A 21,763-nucleotide genomic window follows, 5' to 3' on the forward strand; every position below is an offset into this window, starting at 1 on the left:
GGTGTCTCAGCGGGGTCCCCGACGTGCCGCGGCAATCTCGGCGTGGTGGTCGACTGCCCAGTCGGCCAGCGCGGAGAGCGGCTCTAGAAGGCTGACGCCGAGCGGCGTCAGCCGGTACTCGACGCTCGGCGGCAACGTCGGAAACACTTCCCGCTCGACCAGACCGTCGCTCTCCAGCGTGCGTAACGTCCGGGTGAGCATGCGCGGACTGATGCCCTCCACGGCCCGATGCAACTCGTTGAACCGGTACGGATGCCGGCCGAGCAGGGTGACCAGCAACAGCGTCCACTTGTCACTCACCCGCCGCAGCACGTCGGTGACCGGACAGTGCTCGTACTCGCCGACCGGAACGGGTGTCGGCAGCTGATGGTCGTGTAGCGAGGCACTCACACCGGTGTTACTTGTGGACATAAAAATGCCTTCTTTCGCCTCCGCCGACCGGCTGCCCAGAATGAGCACGTCAATGAGCAACGATAATGGGGAACGACATGGGCGTCGTGGTAGTCAGTGGCGGCACGAACGGGATGGGACGCGCGTTGGCCCTGGGGCGGGCCGAACGCGGCGACCGGGTCCTGGTACTCGGCCGCAGCCGCGAACGCGGCGAGGCCCTAGCCGGCGGCTCGATCGCCTTCCTTCCCGTCGACCTGTCCAGCATGGCCGAGACGCGGCAGGTCATCGAGCACATCCTTACCGAGAACCAGGTCGTGGACGCGCTGGCGCTGTTCGCCAATGCTGTGACGCCGCGACGCATCATGACCGTCGAGGGCTTGGAGCACACATTCGCGCTCTACTACCTCAGTCGATATCTGCTCAGCTTCGGCCTGCGTCCGGCCCTGGACCGGGCTACCGCGCCGGTGATCGTGAACGTCGCTGGTGTCGGGGTCACCAAAGGGAAGGTGCACTGGGCCGACCCGCAGCTGAAGTCGGGCTACTCGGCCATCGCCGCACAGCTGCAGGCCGGTCGAGCCAACGACCTGCTCGGCGTGGGCTTCGGCCAGCGGTCCGGCAGCCGCGCCCGATACGTGCTCTACCATCCCGGATTCACCAAGAGCGGCGATCGAAGCGCACTCCCGCTGATGGTCCGAGGACTGCTGGCGGTTGCGGCGGTGGCGGCCCGACCTGTCGCAGACGCGGTGGCGCCGATTCACCAGTTCCTGGATGCGCCGCCGGCCGCGCCGGTGACCGCCATCGACCGGGGGAAGCGACTTCCGCCCAGTTTCCCGACCCTCGACCCCCGCGACGCCGAGCGGCTGATGGACCTCACGGAAAAGCTTCTGAGCTGAGGCCCGCCGGTCCCGGAACGACCGACGCGGCCGCCTGCGGCTGGTCGGCAGTGCCGGGACCGGCACCTCGGAGGTCAGGGCCGGAGCCACCAGGGGCTGGTGTAGGCCACCGCGAAGTCGTTACACGGGTGACCGGCTGGGCCGGGGGTGCCGTTGGGTAGGGACGGATCGGAGATCCGGAGCACCACCCAGTCGCCGTCGGCGACGTCGAGCGGCACGGTGAAGTCGGTGACCTGACCGTTGACGGTGTCGATGACGTCGACGACGGTCGGCGCCGAGGTGCCGGGACGCAGGACCTGGATCCGCAGGGGCTTGCCGTCCCAGGCCGAGCCGCGGTCCAGGTCCAGCAGGAACCGGACGTCACCGGAGGTCACGTTCAACACCCCACCCATGCGTACGCCATTGGCCGTGGCGTCCACCCGCAGCCCCGAGACGCGGGTGGCGAAGGAACGGCGAGCGGCCATCGCCTCGAACACCGCGGCGCGGGTGTTCTCGGCGACCCACAGACCGCTACGGCCCTTGCCCTCGTGGAAGCCCCAACTGGTGCCGTGCTCGTCGGTGACGCCGGTCAGAGCCGGCCGCCAACCGGCGTTCAGGCAAGCCACCAGGGGCGACGTTACGCCCGACGACCAGCCCTCGAAGAGGAAGTCGTCGGTCCGGTTGAACATCTCCAGCCCCACGAGCTGATCACGGGCCGAGGCGTTGAAGGAGAAGTTGTTGAACCGGCCCGCCTCCCGACCGGGGTGATTGAAGCTCGCCAGACCCCCGGGTCGGCCGGTGAGCCAGTTGTACAGGCTGCCGGGGCTGCCGGCCCGCAACAGGTCGGCGAAGTCGGAGGTGTTCCAGACGTTGATGTGCCCCTGCAGCGGATGCGACCACTCGAACCCGCGGATCGCGGTGAACTGACCTGGGTCATTGGCCGCGTTGGCCAGGTCACCGGTGGTCCGCCACTCCGACGAGCTGAGACCTTCAATGGCGAAGAGCGTCGCGTGATCGGTCAGCGCGGCCACGTCCAGACCGGCCTCGCGCATCGAGGCGAACGCGGCCTCGGCGCTGCCGTCACCATCCGACATGACCGTGTGGTTGTGCATGTCCGCGTGGACCAGCGTCGTGCCCTGGGTGATCGAGGATGACCGTCCGGCGCCGACCGCCGCGGTCGGGGCGCCGGCCATCGTCGTGTTGGCCGCCCGCGCCGCGGTCGGCAGCGCGGCCAGCATCAGCGTCCCGCCGGCTCCGGCCAGAAGCGCCCGTCGGCCGAAGCCTGCGGGGACCTCAACCTGGCCGTACGGGAGAGTGTCGTCGGGTCCATGGTCGTGGTGGCAGTGGTGCGGGTGATGTCCAGTCATGGCTATATAGATGGTGATGGAGCTGACCGAGACGTCGCGCCGAGTCGTCGGTCAGGCGAACACTGCGGTACGCCTCGTGCCGCATCGGCCGCACCACGGAGGGGAGCCTGGCCCCGGTCGGTGGCCGACAACCTGTCCTCGTGTTTCCGGGCCTACATCGCGTGCTGCTGGCCCGCGGAGCTACCTTCGACCGAACGGCGTGGATCAGGCGAGCGGGCTGACAGCGATCGATCGGTGGCGGCCGCCCAGCGTCCGCCCGAGAGCGTCGGACCATCGATCCGCACCCCCGACCGAGGCCCAGACGCGTGCTCTTTGGCGTCTAGGCTCCGGGCGTTCGATTCGACCGTCTGGTCGCGTATTCCAGCACGTCGGTGGACGTTCGACGCGTCCCGCGAGGGTCTGTATGACCTGCACGACCTGGACGGGATCAACCTCGGCACACGAATCACCTCCCAGCGCCGAAGCCGGCGGGCGGCACCGTGAGCGCGGCCGTGTGGACGACGCAACGCAAGCGAACGTGAGGGCAGCCGGGCTGGCCCACTCACACGCGGTACGGTCGGCCTACGGGGAGCGTTCACTCACCATCGCGCGGTGCCGGCGCAAGCAGCCGCAAGGGCGCGACATCGGCCAGTGGTTCAGCATCGGGGCTGGGTATCGTGCGCGGCAACAGCGCCGCGAGACCGGCGCGTGTGGCCAGCACGATCAGCCGGTCGGTGCGGACCAGTGGCCGACGTTCCGGCAACGACCAGATGGTCTGTCCCGTCCGACCGGTCCGCACCGCGATCACCCTCACTGCGCCCGGCTGGTTGACGTCGTGGCAGTACCGTCCCTCGAGCTCGGACCCGGCGCCCACGGGGAACTCGGCCACCAGCAATACCCGGCGGCCGACCGAGATGGTGTCGATGACCTGCTGGCCCATCATGGCGGCTGCGAACGCCGGCGCTGCCAAGGATGAAACGCTACGCGATTCGTTAATGCCTAGTATGCGCTGCGTGCGTTCCGCGAAGCCGTCGTCGAACAGCCGTAACACCACCCGCAATGGGGGCCTGGTCGCTGCCGACCGTGCTCGGTCCGCCTCATGCGAGGACCGCCCGGACAGGGCGGTCTCCAGGTTGGTCACATCGTCGTCGGTCAACGCCACCAGCGCCCGGCAGGTGTGTACGGACGCGGCTCGCAGTGTCTCGGGCCGGGTCGCGTCGCCGACAATCACCGGCAGACCCAGCTCACGGGCGACACCGATTCCTCGTGCCGACTCGGTGCGGTCGACGGCGACCACGGAGATGCCGACGGAATGCAGTTCTTCCAGGACCCTGGTGCCGATGTTGCCGAGTCCCACCAACACGACATGGTTGTCGATCGGTTCGATCATGCCGCCGGCGGCGACCGCCAGCCGGGCGCGCACCAGTGAGTCCACCACCAGGGCCGTGACGGTGGGAAGTAGCGCCACCCCGGTGGCCACCAGCACCACCGCTGTCACCTTTTCGGTGAGCGGTGCGGCGGAGTCGACCTCGGCGGCTCCCATCGCGGTCAGCAGCGTCAGGTAGGCGGCCTCCGCGAGGTTCACGCCGCGGGTGTACGCCAGCAGGACGCTGGCCGCGGCGAGTATCGCGGCCGTGCCGACCAACGCCAGTCGCAGATTGCGGCTGAACACCAGGCCGAGGGCCCGAAGCAGGCGCGGTCGTCGACGCGGCGGGTCCGATCGGGGCTGTCCGTATGCGCGGACGAGCACCAGGTCTGCCGAATCCTGGTCTACTGGAAGGACGACCGGCTCCGTGCCGGTCGTGTCGGCCAAGCCGCAAACCACATCCGCACCGGCCGGGTCAACGGCGCTGCGCATCACGCTACGCAGCAGCTCACCGTCGCGCAGCCGCACGTACGTCGGCGTCGCGTCCCCGAGCGTGGCGGCAACGAACGCCGGTGCGGCGATCTCGGATCCGGAGAGTACGGCGCAGTCCCCGAGCATCGTGGCCACGCCCTCGCCGAGCACCGGGTTGAACAGTCTGACCACGAGCCGAGCATCGGGAGCCAGGTCCCTGGTGATCATGGCGGCATCCACATTTGTCACGTCGTCGAGGCCGACAAACGCCACGGCCGCAGCGTCCCGGACCCCAGCCTGATCGAGCACCTCCCCGGTCAGGCGACGGGCCATGATGATCTCCGGCTGTCCCTCGGCCACGCTGAATTCCGAAGCGAGGTCAGCAAGGTCGGGTAGGTGGTGGTCGCTCGCCGACGGCAGGACCACGGTGACCGCGACACCGTAGCGGTCTGCCAGTTCAGTGACCAGACGGCGGGCCACCGCACCGTCCCCACAGACAACAAACCGCTGCCGAGCTGGCTCCGCGGTGGAGCTCTGCCTGGTGTCTTCGGACACCATCGAATGGTAAACGACGAGGCCCAGGGTGGCGTCGACCACGAGGGTGGATTCGGCGTGGAGGTGGTCGCCGATCCAGCGCATCTGTACGGCCGCGGACGCCGCGCAATGCGCGCAGAGCCTTCTCAGCGTGGTCGACGATGCCTGGTTCGACAGCGTCCGGCCGGCGGCGTCGGGGCGGCCCACGTCGAACAGCACGCCATAACGGGGGTAGATGCGCCGATCGTGAAGGTTCTATGGCGGTGAGGCGGACAGCAGCAACACGCAGAACGGGGATTGATCGTCGTTGGCCGCCGGGCAGCGGAAGTCGCACCGGACCGCCGACCGCTAGTGAACTGCCGGCCAGTACCTTGGTGCGCCCGCACTGGCTCCCGCAGCCGCATCGGTCGATCGGGAAGCACGTCCACGAACGCGCCTCGTCAGCGGTGTCGGGGATGTGCCGACATTGTCGGTGCGCGGCGCTGCGGGCGTGTCGGCTGCCTGGAGTTCTAGGGTGCCCGCATGCCCTCCGACGCCCAGGAATTCACCGCTGGCCTTCCGCGTAAGCGAATGGCGGCCGGACTGTTGATCACCGATTCGCAGGATCGGGTTCTGCTGGTCGAGCCGGCGTACAAAACGGATTGGGAGATTCCCGGAGGCAGTGTTGAGGCCGGCGAGTCGCCGTGGCAGGCGGCGGTCCGGGAGTGCCGCGAAGAGCTCGGCGTGCGCCTGACGCCGGGTCGGCTGCTCGTCGTGGACTGGGTGCCGGCCCGTGCTGGCCGTACCGACGGTGTGATGCTCGTCTTCGACGGCGGTGTCCTGGACGCGGTTCAGGCGCAGCGGATCGTCGTGCCGCCCGCCGAGTTGAAGGGTTGGGCGTGGTCTGCCCCGCCGCAGACGCGCCAGCGGTTGCAGCCGTTGCTGGCCCGGCGCGTCAGCGAATGCCTCCAGGCGCGTGCCGACGGGTCGACCCGCTACCTCGAAGACGGCGTGCCGGTCTCCTGATCTCGACCTGCCGTATCCCAGAACGGGTCGACGCCCGTCGCGGTCGGCCGGCTGCTCACCTGACATTCGCTCGTGGGAGGAGATGCCCTCGTGGGACCTGAAGGCAGAACGACCGGGGCGTTGACGGCGGAGGACGCTCGCCGGCAGCTGGTCGACCAGCTGCGCAGTCAGGGTTGGATCACCCGACCGGAGGTGGCGGCGGCGTTCACCGCAGTACCGCGGCACCTGTTCGCCCCGGCCGGCACCAGCATCGAGACCGCGTACGCGAATGATGTTGTCGTCACCCGACGCGGCTCGGACGGGAAGGCGACCAGTTCGATCTCCGCGCCGTGGTTGCAGGCGTACATGGTGGAAACCGCCGGGTTGAGGCCTGGAGCCCGGGTCCTGGAAATCGGCTCAGGAGGGTACAACGCCGCGCTGATCGCCGAGGTCGTCGGCCCGACCGGAACGGTCGTCAGCGTCGACATCGACGTGCAGGTCGTCACCCACGCGCGAGAGGCGCTGGCACAGGCCGGCTACCCGCAGGTCGAGGTGGTCCACGCCGATGGCGTCCACGGCCATCCCGCCGACGGGTTGTGGGACGCGGTGCTCGTCACGGTCGAGGCCAGTGACCTCCCACCCGCGTGGACCGACCAGCTCGCACCAGCCGGCAGACTGGTGGTGCCCTTGCGGATGCGCGGCAACACCCGCTGCCTCACCCTGCAGTCCGCAGGTGACCACCTGGCCGCGACAGCATCCGTGCAGTGCGGCTTCGTCGCGATGCAAGGCCACGGACGGGGCCCGGCCCGCCGGGTGCCGCTGCGCGGCGACGACGCCGTTCTCACCCTGGACGACGACACCACCACCACCAACACCGAGGCCCTCCGCGCTGCCCTTGACGGCCCACGGGTCGAGGTGTCCTCGCCGGTGACCCTGGACATGAGCATGAGCACCTGCCTCGAGAGCCTGCACCTCTGGCTGGCCAGTCAACCCCGCCCGTACGGCGTGCTCAGAGTCGACCGGGACCGCACCGCCGGCCTGCTGGATCCACAGGACTGCTTCTTCTGCCCCACCCTGCTGACCGGTGACAGCCTTGCCTACCTGACCATGCGCGGCCACGACACGACGACGTGGCAGCTCGGCGGGCACGGCTTCGGTCCGCACGCCACCAGACTGACTGACGATTTGATGGCACTGACAGTGGCCTGGGACCGGCAGGTCCGCGCCGGCGCCGGCCCGGACATCACCGTGCACCCGGCCGGCACGCGACTGCCCGACACTGGACGGTTGCGGCTGCTCGTGCCCCGCCGCCACACGCTGACCGCGATCACCTGGCCGGAGACAGACCGATGAGCAACACCGAGTTGCCGATCTTGATCTGCCTCCGCGGGAACTCCGGCTCCGGTAAGAGCACCATCGCCCGTGAGTTGCGGTATCGGCACGGCCGCGGCTGCGCCCTCGTCGGCCAAGATCATATTAGGCGGATCCTGCTCAGGGAACGTGACAAGCCAGGTGGTCTCGCACCCACGCTCATGGCGCAGAACGTCCGCTTCTGTCTCGACCACGGCTACCACGTGATCCTGGAAGGAATCATGCACACCGCCCGGTACCGGAGCATGCTCACCGAGCTGCGCGACGCGCACCGCGGGCGAACGCTCTTCGTCTACCTCGACGTGTCGCTGCCTGAGACCCTACGGCGCCACGAAACGCGTCCCATGGCGGCGGAGGTGTCGCCGGAAAACCTGCGCAGCTGGTACACCCCACGCGACGTCCTCGGCTGGCCCGACGAACTCGTCCTCCCCGAGACCACCACCCTGGAGCAGGCGATCGAGCGCATCGCCACCACCGCCGGCCTGCCGTTGACCGGCCGCGACGACGACCTGATCCCGGCAGTCCCATGACCGCGCCGACAAGGCCGTCGTCGCCACCGGCCATCGACGACCCGTACTGGGCAGGCCGGCGCCAGCACGAGCTACGCGTGTACGGACTGTTCACTGATCAGCCGCCCCCATGCGCGTACCCAGGCATCACCGAGCAGCATGAGCACGAGAATCCCGACGAGCACCTGGACGGCGAACCGGTTGATGGCCAGGCTCCAGACGATCTCCGCCCGCCGCCTGGACCGCACTTCCGTTTAGCGGCCGCACCTGGTGGCTTACACCACAGCACTCTTGATCCGGACAACATGGACGGTTCACGCTGTGGCGCTCTCAATCTTCGCCGGCGATCAGCCGGAGCGGGCCAACCCTGGTTCGCCACGCCTTGCGCCGAGCCCGTCTCGGACCTTCGACCGGCCGATTCAGGTACCACCGCGACGCCAGGGCGCCGCAGACCGCCTGGCTGTAGGGCAGCCACGAGGCTGCTGTTGTCGGAGCCCTCATGAGACTGCCGGAGCTTGCACCGGAACGGTGATGGTCGAACGATCGGGGCATCGGACTGCCCGGTAGCCGCCGGCAGGACTACCCACCCAGAGCCGCTGCTCCCAACGTAAGCCGCACATACCGCAAAGCCCGTTACCGACTATCTCGGCAACGGGCTTCTGAACTGCAAAAACTGAGAGTGGGCGATGCTGGTATCGAACCAGCGACCTCTTCGGTGTGAACGAAGCGCTCTCCCACTGAGCTAATCGCCCTCAGCGCCACTGACTCTACCCGATCGTGGAACGAGACCGGAAATCCGGGGTCAGTGCGTCGCGAGGTACTGCATCACCTTGGCAACCAGGTCGATGCCGAGGCTGAACTTGAGCGACAGCCAGACCACGGTGGCCACGAAGACCAGGCCGACGGACCCGAGGACGATTCGCACCAGCAGTGACTGTCGAGTCACCCACTGTGTCCAGCCGTAGACGTGTCGGCGGGTGAAGCCGAGCAGCCGGCGCGCCCAGTGGTATTCCACGGCCCAGATGCCCAATCCGGCGATCACCAGCAGCCAGCCGGGGCCGGGTAGGGGGATGAGAGCGATGCCGATGGTCACCACGATCGCTCCCGCGATCGCAATGAAGATCTTGAGGGCGATCCGGCCGGTGGGGTTGGCCCGGATGAGGTCGAGTGTCAGCGCGATCCGTTCCCGCCAGCGGGGGCGGCGCGGCGGTTCCCCGACGACGAGGACGCCGCCGGGACGATCGGCGCCGGACGTTGGCCGATCGGCGCGTTCGGGCTGCTCCATCGGTGTTCCGTACCCCTGCTTTTCGGCTGCTCGGACCGCGACCTTCGGCGGGCTGGGCGCCGCGGGCCGATCCACTGAGGATTTCTTCGCCACCATTTCACCCCCCAGTGTCGCTCAGGCCCGTCACTGCAACGGCCGACTGGACGTTACCGGAGTAAGTCGACGACTGAACCACCCGATGCCGGGCGGGATCACGCACTGGGCAGAACCGGAAATCCTACATGAATGCTCACATTCACGCGGTCTTTCCGTCCCCCTTCCCACCACTGGGTGAAGTCAGCGTATGGCGGAGCGTAGCCAGGAGTAGCACCTGAGTATGGGAAAAGCGGGACACGCGCGTTCCGCAGCGGTGCCGGGGGGAGAACGTCCATGAGTGTCATCCGACCGACGACCGTAGAGGTCGAGACGTCGCTAAGGCTCGTCGCACCTGACGCCACCGCCTTGCCGGTGCGTGCCAGTCTGCGTTACGACCCTGCTGACCCGTATGCGGTCCATGTCCTGTTCCATGCCGAATCGGCAGGGGGCGAGGCGGTGAGTTGGTCGTTCGCTCGCGAACTTCTGGTCACCGGCCTGGACGAGCCGGCCGGCATCGGTGATGTTCGGGTCTGGCCCTGGGCCACACCGCGCGGCGACTTCGTCGCGCTGGCCCTCTCGTCACCGGACGGCAACGCCCTCTTCGAGGTGCCGCGCAGCGTTCTGGTGCGTTTCCTTCGACGGACGTACGTCGTCGTCCCGCGCGGCCGCGAAGCCGAGCACCTGGACGTCGACACCGCGGTGAACCGGCTGCTCGCCGGTCGCTGAGCACCGCCTGAACGGGCAACACCGGCCATACCGGGGCCGCGCGGATCTGCCGAGTCCGCGCGGCCCCGGCACACCCGGGGGTACGCGGGCAGCCCGACCCGGGGTGGCCGGTGCTCAGCCGTGGGTGGTGATGCCGCCGTCGACGGGGATGACCGCACCGGTGAGGTAGGCGCCCGCCCGCGACGACAGGTAGATGGCTGTGCCGGCCATGTCCTCGGGGCGTCCGATGCGGCCCAGCGGCACCTGCTGCTCGATGGCGGCCCGGCTGGCGGGGTCCTCCAGCGCGAAGGCCATCATCTTGCTCTCGAACGGGCCAGGCGCGATCGCGTTGACGGTGATCTGCTCGGCGGCGAGTTGGTGGGCCAGGCTGCGGGTGAGCATGTGCACGGCCGCCTTGGTGGCCGAGTACGCGTACACCTCCATCCACGGCACCCGGATGCCGTCGATCGACCCGATGTTGATCACGCGGGCCGGGTCGTCGGCGCTGGCGGCGGCGCGTAGCGCCGGCAGCAGCGCGGTGGTGAGCCGGAAGACGGCCTTGACGTTGACGGCCCAGAGCTTGTCGAACGCGGCCTCCGGGTAGGTTTCCAGCGGTGCGCCCCAGGTCGCGCCAGCGTTGTTGACGAGCACGTCGAGACGGCCGAAGCGCTCACGTACGGCGGCGGCCAGCGCCTCGGCACCGGCGTCGTCGCCGAGATCGGCGGGGATGGCGTCGCACCGGCCCTCGGCGGAGAGTTCCTTGGCGACCGCCTCGCAGACGTCGGCCTTCCGGGACGAGATGATCACGTGTGCGCCGGCCCGCACGAAGCCCTGGGCGATCATCAGACCGATCCCCCGCGACCCGCCGGTGACCAGGACCGTCTTACCTTCGACCGAGAACAGCTGCGTCATGCCCATCCCATCGCGAGTCGGCGGGTCCGCCGACCGGTCTGGCGGCCGGCGGAGCGCCGGGCGGACCGCGGACCGGACGGCACTACCGCCGGGTAACGTAGCCCGGCCGCCGGGACGGCGACAAGCCCCGCGGGCGGCGCCGATTCTCCGACCCACGTCGATTGGGATGCGGTGACCTGCGGTTCGGACTACCGTCGCAGGCGATGGTCTTCACCGGTCCCTCCCCCGCGCCACCGATCGGTTCGGCTCCACCCGTACCCGACGAGATCGCCACGTTCGCGCTGGCCGCCCTTGCCGGTGACCCGGGCTGGCGTCGGCCGGTGATCGTCGAGCAGGAGTTGCTGATCCTCACCACGCGTGGGCACGGCGACGCGGAACTCGACTTCCACCTCCTGCCGTGCCGGCCCGGCACACTGCTGCGGGTCCGCGCCGGCCAGGCGCTGCGCTGCGCCGGCCCGCAGTTCGACGCCACGGTGGTCTCCTGGGACCCCGAGGCGCTGCGCGGCTTCGACGTCGACCCGGACGCGCCGGTCACCTGGCGGCAGCTGGCCGGCGAGGACGAGGACGCGGTGATCACCGAGGTGAGCCAGTTGGCGGTGGACTGCCAGCGGCACCCCGACGACCGCACCGCCCGCGCGCTGCTCCGCCACCAACTGGCCGTGCTGCTGCTGCGACTCACCCTGGCCGGTGCCGACCGCCCGACCCCCCGGCCCGAGGATGAGACGTTCCACCGGTTCCGCCAGGAGGTGGAGCACCGCTACCCGCACACCCGACGGGTGGAGGACTATGCCGCCGATCTCCGCTGCTCGGTGCGTACCCTGACCCGGGCGTGCCTGGCCGTCACCGGCCGCAGCGCCAAGCAGGTCATCGACGAGCGGGTCGCCTTGCAGGCCGGGCGGCTGCTCGCCGCGACCGACCAGCCGATCGCCCAGATCGGCCGGCAGCTCGGCTTCTCCGAGCCGACGAACTTCGGCCGCTTCTTCACCCGGGAGGTCGGGGTCAGCCCCGGCGCGTTCCGGGCCGCCCGCGACCACCGGGCGACCGGCCGGGTGGTCCGGCCTCGACCGCCCGTCGAGCCGACGGGCGCCAACGTTGGTGGCAGATTCCGCGCCGGCGCGCTCGGCGAAGCGGCCAACGGCGGCCACGCCGGGCCGTCCGGGTCGCCCACCGGACCGGCCCGCGGCACCGGCCGGGCATGATGACAGGGTGCAGATCTCCGCGCGCGGCGACTACGCGGTACGGGCGGCACTGAGCCTCGCCACCGCGTACCCCTCGCTGCTGTCCACCCAGGCCATCGCCGGGGAGCAGGACATGCCCCGCAAGTTCCTGGAGGCGGTCCTGGCGGATCTGCGCCGGGCCGGCATCGTCCGCGCCCAGCGCGGTGCCGAGGGCGGCTACACACTGGCCCGTCCGCCGCGCGAGGTGACCGTCGGCGCGGTGCTGCGGGCGGTGGACGGCCCGCTGGCCGGGGTGCGCGGCCTGCGCCCCGAGGAGACCCGGTACGAGGGCGCGGCGGAGAACCTGCCCGGCCTGTGGGTGGCGGTGCGGGCGGCAGTCCGGCGCGTGGTCGACGAGGTGAGCCTCGCCGAGATCGTCAGTGGTCGACTGCCCGCCCACGTGCGCAAGCTCACCGCACTGCCCGACGCGTGGGAGCCACGCTGATCCACCCGCGCCTGGGAGCCACGCTGATCCACTGGCGTGTCAGAGCGTCTGGACCACGTCCTCGGTGGTCAGCCGGGGCAGCCGATCCTGCCAGGAGCCCGGGCCGGGACGGCCCACGTTCATGACCAGCAGCGCCTCGTGCCGCCCGTCGGGGAAGAACTCGCGGGTCACGCCCGCCGCGTCGAACCCGGCCATCGGACCGGCGGCGAGCCCCGCCGCGCGTACGCCCACCAGCAGGTAGCCGATCTGCAGGGTCGCACTGAACCGGGCCTGCTCGACCCGCGTCGCCCGATCGGCGAGCCAGTCGCGGGCCTGTGGGCGGTGCGGGTACAGCTCGGGCAGCCGCTCGTGGAAGTCCACGTCGGCGGCGAGCACCGCCACCAGCGGAGCGCTGGCGGTCTTCGCCCGGTTGCTCGACGACAGGTGGGGCAGCAGTCGCGCCCGGGCCGCCGCGCTGCGCAGTACCAGCACCCGCAGCGGTTGACCGTTGTACGCGGTCGGCCCGTACCGGATCAGGTCGTGGATCGCCGCGACCTGGGCGTCGGTGACCGGCTCGTCGGTGAACGTGTTGGCGGTGCGGGCCGCCCGGAACAGCAGGTCCTGGGCGGCCCGGTCCAACGCGAGCAGGTCCGGTGCGGTCGCTGCCGTCACCGGGGTACCGGCGCGGTGTAGCCGCCGCGGTGGTGCACCAGTGGCGTGCCGTCGCCGCCATCGCCGAGCGCCAGGGGCTCGGCGATGACGAGCGTGTGGTCGCCGGCGGGCACCCGGTGCACCACCCGGCAGAACAGTCGGGCCAGCACGCCGGTCAGCAGCGGCACCCCGAATGGTCCAGGCGTCCAGTCCGGGTACGCGGCGAACCGGTCGATGCCACTGGTGGCGAAGATCGTCGCGGCGTCCCGCTGCCCCGCGGTCAGCAGGTGTACCGCGACGTGCTCGGCGCGGGCCAGCACCGGCCAGCTCGACGACGCCGTCCCGAGGCAGAACGAGACGAGCGGAGGGTCCAGCGACACCGACGTGAACGAGGTGGCGGTGAAACCGGCCCGGATCGCCGCGCCGATCCCACCCCGGCGGGCGGGGTCGGTGGCGCGGGCGACAGCGGTGACCACTGTGACACTGGTGGCCTGTCGACGCAGCAGGGCACGGAACAGGTCCGAACTCACCGGTCGCAGCTCGGCCGCGTCCACCTGTGGACGCTCCACCGTGGTCATGCCGACACCTGGGCCGGCGCCGGGTTCGCGAGGGTCTGTTGGGGAGCGCCGGAGCAGCGGAGCGCGGCGGCGATCGGGGCGTCGGCGAAACGAGGTGGGGACATGCGCAGTCTCCTGATCTGTCCACGGTGGGAGGCGGGGACGCTCGGAGGGGGTGGGGAGGCACGCTGCTCCGCGTTGAGCGGGCCGGCGGTGTGAGTGTGACGCTGGAGCCGAGCCGGGTGGACCGGTCAGCTCAACAGAGCGCGCTCGCGTGCCGGACCAGGTCGACGTGCACACGAGCGGTGAGGTGAAGCTCATCCCGCTGCGACATGACCTCATGTTGCCGGGACGGGATCGGCCGGTCAACGGTCTTCCAGAAGGTGAGAATTGCACCGTAGCCGATGCAACAAAGCGCCCCTAGCAGTGCCTACCGTGGCAGAACACCTATCTGTTGAATAGAGATTGGCGGTGCGCGACCGGCACTGTCCAGGACGGACGGCGAGAGGGTTTCAAAAGTTGTCGGTTCGGGCATGTTCGATCTCGACACGGCAGGGAACGGTGACGAGGGGAGACCTCCGATGGGCCTCATGTTTCGCAAGCGCAAGAAGTACGGTCCGATCATCCTGAACTTCACCGAGAACGGCTTCTCCTCGTGGAGCATCAAGATCGGGCGCTGGTCCTGGAACTCCAAGGCCCGTGCGCACCGGGTCGACCTGCCGGGTCCGCTGTCCTGGAAGCAGGACAAGTCCCGGTCGTAGCCTCCCGGGAGTCGAGCGGGGTGCCGGTGATTCACCGGCACCCCGCTCGGCGTCTGCGGGCTCTCAACTCCCGGCCCGGGGGGGGGACGGGCCTGGTCAGCTGGGCGTTATCAGCTCGTCACCGGCGAGCTTGCCGGCCTCGCGGTCGCGTCGCACGTCGCCCGCGTCGAGCAGGTCGGCCAGCGCCCGGATGGCGTCGGCGGCACGGTAGACGGTCGCGGTGAGGGTGTGCCGACGCAGCTCGGTGACCGACCGTGGTCCGCCCCGCCGCAGCTCCGCCAGCAGCTCGCGGGCCAGCGGTTCGAGGTCGGGATCGCCGGCCACGTCGACCGTCGCGCCGGCCGGGTCGCGGTAGCGCACGCCGAGGTCCGCGCCGACCGCCCAGAGCGCGTCGCGGACCGCCTCCAGACTCCGGTCCGAGCGACTGCCGAACGCGATCACGCCGGCGGCCTCGCCATCCGGCAGCACCGGCGCCAACTCGGCGACCAGGGGAAAGCCGACCGCGAGGAGCGCGTGACGGGCACTGCCGCCCGCGTGCAGCAGCACCTCCCCGGTACGGCCGTTCGCGGCGGCGGTGAGCAGGTCCCGGCTCACCTCGCCGGGCACGTCCACGAAGGAGAACAGCGGCGAGCCGGCCGCGCCGGCCGCCTTCAGGGCGACCGGCAGCCGGTCCGGGGCGCCGGGCAGCAGGTGCACGGTGACCTCGGCGGGCAGCTCCGCCTCGACCGGGCCGAGGCGGGCCGGCAGGTCGGGTGCGCCGTCGGCCAGCACCAGCACCGTCACCTGCCGCCCGCGCAGCTGGTCGGCGTGCGCGGCGACCAGCTGCAGCGCGGCCACCGCGCCGCCCGCGTCGGTGCCGGCGAGCGCCACGGTGGCCCGCCGGGAGCGGTGCAGGGCGGTGGGCAGCCAGGTGGTCAGCTGGCGGACCAGCAGCGCGCGGAGGAAATCGGTGGTCCGGTCGGTCGACATCGGTCCGTTCTACCGTACGGCCTGGTCAGGCCGGCACGGAGATCCCCACCCCGCCCCGGGTCTGCCCGCCGTAGCGCTGCCGCTCGGCGTCCAGGTCGAGCCGACCGATCTGCTTGCGGGCGGTCAGCGCGGCGTCGTCGAGCAGGTTGGCGGGGACCAGCCAGACGATCTCGAACTCCAGGCCGTCCGGGTCCTGCCCGTAGAGGCTCTTGGTCGTGCCGTGGTCGGAGGTGCCGACCAGCGCACCCGCGGCGGCGAGCCGCTCGGCGGTGACGGCCAACTCGTCGAGGGTGTCCACCTCCCAGGCGAGGTGGTAGAGGCCGACGGTGGCCCGGCCGGCGGTCGACCGTCCGGCTCCGGCACCGATCTCGAACAGGCCGAGGTCGTGGTCGTTCGTGGAGTCGGGGGCCTGGAGGAAGGTGGCGCCCCGGAAGCCGTCCGGGGTCATCGCCACCGCACGGAAGCCCAGCACGTCCCGGTAGAACGCGACGCTGCGGGCGAGGTCACTGACGTAGAGGACCGCGTGGTTGAGCCGGTGGATACCCATGCCCCCAGGCTAGCGCGGTTTGGTTGAACGTTCAACCAACTGAGCTATGATGGCCGTCATGACCCGCTGGCTGGACCCCGACGAACAGCGCACGTGGCGCGCGTACCTCGCCGCGTCCCGGATGCTGATGGACACCCTCGACCGCGAGCTGCAGCGCGAGGCGGGCATGCCGCACGCGTACTACGAGATCCTGGTCCGGCTTTCTGAGGCCCCCGGCCGCCAACTACGGATGAGCGACCTGGCCGAGGCCGCGGGGTCGTCGCGCAGCCGGCTCTCGCACGCGGTGGCCCGGCTGGAGGCGGCCGGATGGGTGCGTCGCGAGGACTGCCCCACCGACCGGCGTGGGCAGGTCGCGCTGCTCACCGACGTGGGTTTCGCCACCCTCGCGGCCGCCGCGCCCGGCCACGTCGAGGGGGTACGCCGACACCTGTTCGACGCGTTGAGCCCCGCCCAGGTCGACCAGTTGCGCCGAATCAGCGAAACCCTGGCCGACCACCTGAGGAGATCCTGACCAATCGACACCGGCGCGGGTCTTGTACTTACCGTCGTCGAATGAGCACGATGGGGCGTGTCTTCCGGCTTCGGCGAACTGACTGACCAGGCGCACCACCTCGTGTCGGCCGGCGATCTGGCCGGCGCGCAGCAACTGCTCGCCGACGCGCTCACCGACGCCGACCCCCGCCCGGCCAACGCCACCGGAGAGTTGGCCGAGGCGGCCAGCCTCCAGGCGCGAGTCTTGGTCGCCCTCGGTGAGCCGCACTCGGCCCGAGGATGGGCCGCCTTCGCGTACGCGGCCACCACCCGGCTGCACGGCCGTTCCGACCCGCGCACGGTGGCCGCCGCGGCGACCCTGGCCGCGGTGTTGCACCGGGTCGGCAGCCACTCCCGGGCCGCGCGGCTCTACCAGGAAGTGATCATCGAGCTGACCGCGCAGGACGGCCCCGAGTCGCTGCGGGTGCTCGCTGCACACGCCGACCTGGCCACCGTCGAGTACGCCCGGGGCCAGTGCACGCTCGCCCGGGACCGGCTCCAGGACGCCTGGGAGCTGCACCGGGAGATCTACGGCGACGGGCACCCCAGCGGCATCAAGATGCTGGCGCGGCTCGGGGCGATGCAGCGCGACTGCGGGCAGTTCACCGAGGCGCACGACAACCTGGCGCTGGCCCGCGAGCTGTGCCGGCAGCACCTGCCCGCCGACGATCCGCTGGCCGCACAGGTGGCGGCCCTGGCTCGGGCGGCGGCCAATCCCGACCACGCCTGCGCCGACAACCCACCCACCGCCCGGGACACGCCTGTGGTGCCGGCCGCCCGCGTCCCACCGCACGACGACGACCCGATCGAGCCCGACCACCAGCCACCGGCCCCCCACCAGGGCGGGTCGACGGCCGGCGGCACGGTTCCGAATCCGCGAACACCCGCCGACGAGCCGGTCGGGTCGACGGGCACCAGGTGGCCACCCGAGACGGCGGACGAACCCTCGTCCCACCACGCCGACCCACCGGTGCCCCCGTCGGTGATCGGGCTGGCCGGCGGCGCCGAGGAGCAGCCCGGGGTGTACCGGCTGCACCGCCCCGCCACGCCGTCCGACCCGTACACGCCGTCCGACCCGTACACGCCGTCCGACCCGTACATGCCGCCCGACCCGAACGCTGCGGCCGACCCGTACACGCCGGCTGACCCGTACGCGCCGGTTGAGCCCTACACGCCGTCGCGTCTGCTGCCGGTCCCCGTACACCGGGCACCGGCGGCACAGCGCAACCGGCTGGTGCCCGTGCTGGTGGCCGGCGTGGTCGTGGTGCTGCTCGGCGCGGCCGCGGTGATCGCCGGGGTGGCCGGGGTCGACGGCGACGACGAGCCGACTCCGCCGCCGGCGAGCGGCTCCCCCACCGCCAGCGCGCCCGCCGCCCCCGCGCCCAGCTCGGGCAGTGCCGCGCCCACGCCGGCTGACGCCGGGGCGCCGCCCGGCAGTCCGCCCGGCGCGGTGAGCCTGCGCGACACCCGGGACAGCATCGCGCTGAACTGGACCTACCCGGCCGGCAGCGAGGGTCCAGTGGTCATCGCGGGTGGCCGTACCGGTCAGGACCGCAACGTCTTCGCGACCCTGCCCGCGGGCACCACCAGCTACGTCATCTACGCGCTCAACCGCACCAACGACTACTGCTTCACCGTCGCCGTGGTCTGGTCCACCGACACCGTCGCCAACTCCGAGCAGGTCTGCACCCGCCGCCGCTGACCTGACAGGCTGACGGACCGTGACCGCTGGCCTGGCGATTCAGATGTGACAGCGCGTCACAAAGGCCACGCCGACGGCATGCCGAAGTGGGTGAGCGGGGGCACCAGCGCCATCACGGTGCGTCAACCATGTGCCCCGGAGACGCCTCGGCCGGTGCAGCCGGCAGCAGCAGGCACACCCGGAGCCCGTGCTGCTCCGGGGCGTCGGTGAGGGTGATGCTGCCGCCGGCGCGTCGTACCAACTCCCGGACGATGGCCAGCCCCAGGCCGGCGCCGCCGTCGTCGCGGGCGCGGCCGTCGTCCAGGCGGGTGAACCGGTCGAACACCCGCTCCCGATCGGCCGCCGGGATCCCCGGGCCGTCGTCGGTCACCGTCACCAGGTGGTACGCCCCGACGCCAGCCCCGATCCGCTGCCGCGCCGCCGACGCCGCCTCGGCGGCGAGCACCACCTCGCCGGACGCGTGCCGTACCGCGTTGTCGACCAGGTTGGCCAGCACGCGCCGTAACTCGTCGGCGTTGCCGATCGTCCACAGCGGCCCCGGCGGCATGGCCACCCGCACCGGCGACGCCGGGTAGCGGGCGGCGACCTCGGTCAGCAGCCCGCCCAACTCCACCGCGCCGGTCCCCCGGGCCGGTGGAGCCTCGTCCAGGCGGGCCAGCAGCAGGAGGTCGTCGACCAGCCGGCTCAGCCGGTCGGTGTCGGCCAGCAGGTTGGCGGTCACCGCCGTCCAGTCCGTGCGGTCCGCGAGGCGCTGCGCCACCTCCAACTCGGTCCGGATGTTTGTCAACGGGCTGCGCAGCTCGTGCGCGGCATCGGAGACGAACGCCCGTTGACGTGCTCGGCCGGACTCCAGCCGGTCCAGCATGCCGTTGAGGGTGACCGCCAGCCGGTGGATCTCGTCGGCCGACGCGGGCACCGGCAACCGACCGGTACCGGCCCGCCCGGTGATCTCCTCGGCGCCCCGACGTAACGCCTCGACCGGCCGCAGCGTCGCGCCCACCACCCGCCACGCCACGCCGGCCAGCACGGCCACCAGTAGCGGGAAGGCCACCAGGAGGATGACCCGGACCACGTGGGTGCTCTGCCGCACGTCGGCCATCGAGCGGGCGACCAGGACGGTGAGCGGGTCGTCCGCCGTGCCGGCCGGCACGGTCACCACCCGCACCGGGCCGGCGAGCCCGACCCGCTCCGCCGGCACGTCCAACTGCTGCCGACGGTCCCGGTGCAGCCGCTCCGGGCGGACCATCGGGACGAGCCGGTCGGCGTCGATCGAGGCGGCCCTGATCCGTCCCTGCCCGTCAACGACCTGGACGCGAACCTGCCCACCGGCCACCGGCAACGGGTCGGGCAGCACGTCCTCGGCGGCGAGCAGGGCGACCGCGTCGGCGGTCCGGAATGCCTCGGTGTCGACGTTTCGCTGGAGCACGAAGCGCAGCGCGCCGAGCAGCACCACCCCACCCAGGGCCAGCCCGATGGTGAGGCCGAACACTCCGATCGCCAGGAGCCGCCCCCGCAGCCCCAGCACCGGCAGCCAGCCGCCCCCTGCGCGACGGGCCGGCGCTGGCCCGCCCGTGGTCACGTCGCCAGCCGGTAACCGACGCCCCGGACCGTCTCCAACCGGTCCCGGCCGAGCTTGCGGCGCAGGTAGCCGACGTACACCTCGACGATGTTCGGCGCGGTCTCCAGGCTCGCGTTCCAGACGTGGTCCAGCAGTTCGATCTTGGAGATCACCTGACCCGGCCGGCGCATCAGGTAGTTCAGCAGCGCGAACTCCCGTGCGGTGAGCGTCACCTCGGCGTCGGCCCGGGTCACCCGTCGGCGGGCCGGGTCCAGTCGCAGGTCACCGACCGCCAGCACCGCCGGGCGTTCCGGCGCGCCCCGACGCAGCAGCGCCCGCAGCCGGGCCAGCAACACCACGTACGAGAAGGGCTTGGTCAGGTAGTCGTCCGCGCCGCAGTCGAGGCCATCGGCCTGGTCGTACTCGCCGTCCTTGGCGGAGAGCATCAGCACCGGCAACCAGTGCTGCTCGGCTCGCAGGGTGCGGACCAGCTCGTAGCCGGAGAGGCCGGGCAGCATCACGTCCAGGATCATCGCGTCGTACCCGCCGTGCCGGGCCGCGTCCAGGCCGGCCGGGCCGGTCCGCGCCACGTCCACCGCGAACCCCTCGGCCCGCAGGCCGCGTTGTAGGGCATCCGCCAACCGGGCCTCGTCCTCCACCACCAGCAACCGCACGGTTCAAGGGTGCCACCCGGGTCAACAGGTGCCGACTCGGCGTCCTCAGCACGTTCTCAGGCCCGAGGGAGGAGGATGGCAGCAGGAGGTGCCACCATGTCCGTCCTGAGAAGCCGTCCCGTCCTTCGTTGGCTGGTTCCGGCCACCGCAGCCGTCGCCGTCATCGGCGGTGGAGCTGCGATCGGCACGTTCGCCGCCGAGGCTGAGCCGAGCCTGCCGCCGCGTACCGCCGCCCAACTCCTGGTCGACCTGCAGACCTCCCGGCTGGAGGGGGTCTCCGGGACCGTCGTGCAGCGCGCCGACCTCGGCCTGCCGTCACTCGTCGGGCTGATTCCCGGCAACGACCTGACCAGCATGTTGACCGGCACGCACACCCTGCGGGTCTGGTACTCCGGCCCGGAGCGGCAGCGGGTCGCGCTGCTGGACACCCTCGGCGAGCAGGACGTGATCCGCAACGGCCGGGACGTGTGGACCTGGGAGAGCCGGACCAACACCGCCCGGCACCGCACGCTTGGCGACGCCGAGACCGGACGGGCGGCGCCCGAGGCGCGCCCGAGCCTGCCGGCCACTCCGCAGCAGGCCGCCGACCTGGCGTTGGCCGCGATCGACCCGAGCACCCAGGTGAGCGTCGGCCGCTCGGCGACCGTCGCCGGTCAGGACGCGTACGAGCTGGTGCTCCAGCCGCGCGACGAGGGCTCCCTGGTGCACCAGCTGCGGATCGCCATCGACGCCAAGCAGCACGTGCCGCTGCGCTTCGAGGTGCTCGCGAAGGGCAGCGACCAGCCGGCGTTCGAGATGGCCTTCACCCAGATCGACTACCGCCGGCCCGCAGCGGACCAGTTCACCTTCAACCCACCGCCCGGCGTGACCGTCACCGAGGAGAAGGCCGAGCGGCCGGGCGCGGGCAGGCCGGACCACGTCGAGCCGGCGGGCGATCCACAGGTGCGCGCGGTGGGCACCGGCTGGACGACCGTGCTGGTCGCCCGCCTCGACGAGGCGATGGGCGGTAAGCCGGCCGTGGGCGGTAAGCCGGCCGACGCGAAGCCGGCCGTGCCACCGGCCGACGCCGCACCCGACATGGACCTGTCGAAGCTGCTCGGCGGGCTCGCGGCGGTCAAGGGCGACTGGGGTAGCGGTCGTCTACTCACCAGCAAGCTGTTCAGTGTGCTGCTCACCGACGACGGCCGGGTCCTCGCCGGCGCGGTCACTCCCGAGCGGCTCTACGAGGCTGCTCGCGGCTGATCCTCCGATGTCCGCGCCGGGTCGACCCTCGTGGTTGGCCCGGCGTCATCGTGTCCGGTCCTCGCGCGCAGGCGGGCGCTCGATCAGCGGCCGGACGCGCCGGGTGCTGA

At 71.3% G+C, this 21,763-nt stretch carries 24 protein-coding genes and 1 tRNA gene; 11 read left to right on the forward strand and 14 right to left on the reverse strand.

Annotated elements, in window-relative coordinates; genetic code table 11:
• Nucleotides 1–6: 6 nt before the first annotated feature.
• The gene (locus tag AB0C01_RS03275) at nt 7–411 is read right to left on the reverse strand and encodes a helix-turn-helix domain-containing protein (protein WP_357254512.1); all 405 of its coding nucleotides are present in this window, start codon (nt 409–411) and stop codon (nt 7–9) included.
• Between the two features lie 77 nt (nt 412–488).
• On the opposite strand from AB0C01_RS03275, the gene AB0C01_RS03280 reads away from it, so the two are divergent.
• The gene (locus AB0C01_RS03280; RefSeq protein WP_357570090.1) at nt 489–1,283 is read left to right on the forward strand and encodes an SDR family NAD(P)-dependent oxidoreductase; all 795 of its coding nucleotides are present in this window, start codon (nt 489–491) and stop codon (nt 1,281–1,283) included.
• Between the two features lie 74 nt (nt 1,284–1,357).
• Here the strand turns inward: AB0C01_RS03280 and AB0C01_RS03285 are convergent, their stop codons facing one another.
• Together AB0C01_RS03285 and AB0C01_RS03290 are read right to left on the reverse strand one after the other, a co-directional pair.
• Entirely contained in the window at nt 1,358–2,629 is a 1,272-nt protein-coding gene (locus tag AB0C01_RS03285; protein ID WP_357254515.1) for a CehA/McbA family metallohydrolase, read from the reverse strand.
• Nucleotides 2,630–3,203: 574 nt separating this feature from the next.
• Nucleotides 3,204–5,198, reverse strand: coding sequence for an NAD-binding protein (locus AB0C01_RS03290; RefSeq protein WP_357570091.1), 1,995 nt, complete (start codon nt 5,196–5,198; stop codon nt 3,204–3,206).
• 303 nt (nt 5,199–5,501) lie between these two features.
• Between AB0C01_RS03290 and AB0C01_RS03295 the strand changes: the two genes are divergently transcribed.
• The 3 genes from AB0C01_RS03295 to AB0C01_RS03305 all read left to right on the forward strand — a co-directional run bounded on the left by AB0C01_RS03295 (nt 5,502) and on the right by AB0C01_RS03305 (nt 7,864).
• Complete coding sequence (locus AB0C01_RS03295; RefSeq protein WP_357254520.1) at nt 5,502–5,984, forward strand: NUDIX hydrolase; 483 nt, start codon at nt 5,502–5,504, stop codon at nt 5,982–5,984.
• Between the two features lie 90 nt (nt 5,985–6,074).
• Nucleotides 6,075–7,316 (forward strand): methyltransferase, FxLD system, encoded by a 1,242-nt coding sequence (fxlM, locus tag AB0C01_RS03300; RefSeq protein WP_357570092.1) that lies wholly within the window; start codon nt 6,075–6,077, stop codon nt 7,314–7,316.
• Nucleotides 7,313–7,864 (forward strand): kinase, encoded by a 552-nt coding sequence (locus tag AB0C01_RS03305; RefSeq protein WP_357254524.1) that lies wholly within the window; start codon nt 7,313–7,315, stop codon nt 7,862–7,864. Before fxlM ends, AB0C01_RS03305 begins: the two co-directional genes overlap by 4 nt.
• A 71-nt stretch (nt 7,865–7,935) precedes the next feature.
• On the opposite strand, the gene AB0C01_RS03310 is transcribed toward AB0C01_RS03305, so the two are convergent.
• The 3 genes from AB0C01_RS03310 to AB0C01_RS03320 all read right to left on the reverse strand — a co-directional run bounded on the left by AB0C01_RS03310 (nt 7,936) and on the right by AB0C01_RS03320 (nt 9,128).
• On the reverse strand, nt 7,936–8,091 hold the full coding sequence (locus AB0C01_RS03310; protein WP_357254526.1) for a hypothetical protein: 156 nt from the start codon (nt 8,089–8,091) through the stop codon (nt 7,936–7,938).
• A 432-nt stretch (nt 8,092–8,523) separates the two neighbouring features.
• A tRNA-Val gene (locus AB0C01_RS03315) sits at nt 8,524–8,595 on the reverse strand.
• Between the two features lie 50 nt (nt 8,596–8,645).
• Entirely contained in the window at nt 8,646–9,128 is a 483-nt protein-coding gene (locus AB0C01_RS03320; RefSeq protein ID WP_357248003.1) for a TIGR02611 family protein, read from the reverse strand.
• A gap of 369 nt (nt 9,129–9,497) precedes the next feature.
• Here AB0C01_RS03320 and AB0C01_RS03325 point away from each other — a divergent pair, with 369 nt between their 5' ends.
• Complete coding sequence (locus AB0C01_RS03325) at nt 9,498–9,929, forward strand: SsgA family sporulation/cell division regulator (RefSeq protein ID WP_007457244.1); 432 nt, start codon at nt 9,498–9,500, stop codon at nt 9,927–9,929.
• 114 nt (nt 9,930–10,043) lie between these two features.
• Here AB0C01_RS03325 and AB0C01_RS03330 read toward each other — a convergent pair whose 3' ends face one another.
• On the reverse strand, nt 10,044–10,820 hold the full coding sequence (locus AB0C01_RS03330) for a glucose 1-dehydrogenase (protein WP_357248001.1): 777 nt from the start codon (nt 10,818–10,820) through the stop codon (nt 10,044–10,046).
• A gap of 203 nt (nt 10,821–11,023) precedes the next feature.
• On the opposite strand from AB0C01_RS03330, the gene AB0C01_RS03335 reads away from it, so the two are divergent.
• The gene (locus AB0C01_RS03335; protein ID WP_357570093.1) at nt 11,024–12,019 is read left to right on the forward strand and encodes an AraC family transcriptional regulator; all 996 of its coding nucleotides are present in this window, start codon (nt 11,024–11,026) and stop codon (nt 12,017–12,019) included.
• Nucleotides 12,020–12,026: 7 nt separating this feature from the next.
• Nucleotides 12,027–12,482, forward strand: a complete 456-nt coding sequence (locus tag AB0C01_RS03340; RefSeq protein ID WP_355032917.1) for an Rrf2 family transcriptional regulator — start codon at nt 12,027–12,029, stop codon at nt 12,480–12,482.
• A gap of 39 nt (nt 12,483–12,521) precedes the next feature.
• On the opposite strand, the gene AB0C01_RS03345 is transcribed toward AB0C01_RS03340, so the two are convergent.
• The 3 genes from AB0C01_RS03345 to AB0C01_RS03355 form a co-directional block, all read right to left on the reverse strand.
• Entirely contained in the window at nt 12,522–13,133 is a 612-nt protein-coding gene (locus AB0C01_RS03345) for a malonic semialdehyde reductase (protein WP_357570094.1), read from the reverse strand.
• Nucleotides 13,130–13,690 carry a flavin reductase family protein gene (locus AB0C01_RS03350; protein ID WP_357247992.1) on the reverse strand — a complete coding sequence of 187 codons (561 nt, stop codon included), beginning with the start codon at nt 13,688–13,690 and terminating at the stop codon, nt 13,130–13,132. Before AB0C01_RS03350 ends, AB0C01_RS03345 begins: the two co-directional genes overlap by 4 nt.
• Before the next feature lie 235 nt (nt 13,691–13,925).
• Nucleotides 13,926–14,003, reverse strand: coding sequence for a putative leader peptide (locus AB0C01_RS03355; protein WP_350938629.1), 78 nt, complete (start codon nt 14,001–14,003; stop codon nt 13,926–13,928).
• 247 nt (nt 14,004–14,250) lie between these two features.
• Here AB0C01_RS03355 and AB0C01_RS03360 point away from each other — a divergent pair, with 247 nt between their 5' ends.
• The gene (locus AB0C01_RS03360) at nt 14,251–14,430 is read left to right on the forward strand and encodes a DUF4236 domain-containing protein (RefSeq protein ID WP_030333600.1); all 180 of its coding nucleotides are present in this window, start codon (nt 14,251–14,253) and stop codon (nt 14,428–14,430) included.
• A gap of 96 nt (nt 14,431–14,526) precedes the next feature.
• Here the strand turns inward: AB0C01_RS03360 and AB0C01_RS03365 are convergent, their stop codons facing one another.
• Together AB0C01_RS03365 and AB0C01_RS03370 are read right to left on the reverse strand one after the other, a co-directional pair.
• Complete coding sequence (locus tag AB0C01_RS03365; protein WP_357570095.1) at nt 14,527–15,399, reverse strand: hypothetical protein; 873 nt, start codon at nt 15,397–15,399, stop codon at nt 14,527–14,529.
• A gap of 25 nt (nt 15,400–15,424) precedes the next feature.
• A complete protein-coding gene (locus AB0C01_RS03370; RefSeq protein WP_357247987.1) occupies nt 15,425–15,946 on the reverse strand; it encodes a VOC family protein in 522 nt (173 codons plus the stop codon).
• Nucleotides 15,947–15,995: 49 nt separating this feature from the next.
• Between AB0C01_RS03370 and AB0C01_RS03375 the strand changes: the two genes are divergently transcribed.
• Together AB0C01_RS03375 and AB0C01_RS03380 are read left to right on the forward strand one after the other, a co-directional pair.
• A complete protein-coding gene (locus AB0C01_RS03375) occupies nt 15,996–16,457 on the forward strand; it encodes a MarR family transcriptional regulator (protein ID WP_357248077.1) in 462 nt (153 codons plus the stop codon).
• Nucleotides 16,458–16,514: 57 nt separating this feature from the next.
• Nucleotides 16,515–18,179: a tetratricopeptide repeat protein gene (locus AB0C01_RS03380; protein WP_357570096.1), complete on the forward strand. Its 1,665-nt coding sequence runs from the start codon at nt 16,515–16,517 to the stop codon at nt 18,177–18,179.
• Nucleotides 18,180–18,291: 112 nt separating this feature from the next.
• Here AB0C01_RS03380 and AB0C01_RS03385 read toward each other — a convergent pair whose 3' ends face one another.
• Entirely contained in the window at nt 18,292–19,680 is a 1,389-nt protein-coding gene (locus AB0C01_RS03385; RefSeq protein ID WP_357570251.1) for an ATP-binding protein, read from the reverse strand.
• A 74-nt stretch (nt 19,681–19,754) separates the two neighbouring features.
• Complete coding sequence (locus tag AB0C01_RS03390) at nt 19,755–20,411, reverse strand: response regulator transcription factor (RefSeq protein WP_357247983.1); 657 nt, start codon at nt 20,409–20,411, stop codon at nt 19,755–19,757.
• Nucleotides 20,412–20,507: 96 nt separating this feature from the next.
• On the opposite strand from AB0C01_RS03390, the gene AB0C01_RS03395 reads away from it, so the two are divergent.
• Complete coding sequence (locus AB0C01_RS03395; protein WP_357570097.1) at nt 20,508–21,653, forward strand: sigma-E factor regulatory protein RseB domain-containing protein; 1,146 nt, start codon at nt 20,508–20,510, stop codon at nt 21,651–21,653.
• Nucleotides 21,654–21,763 lie beyond the last annotated feature (110 nt).

The sequence above is a fragment of the Micromonospora sp. NPDC048905 genome, assembly GCF_040649655.1.
Taxonomy (GTDB): Bacteria; Actinomycetota; Actinomycetes; order Mycobacteriales; family Micromonosporaceae; genus Micromonospora.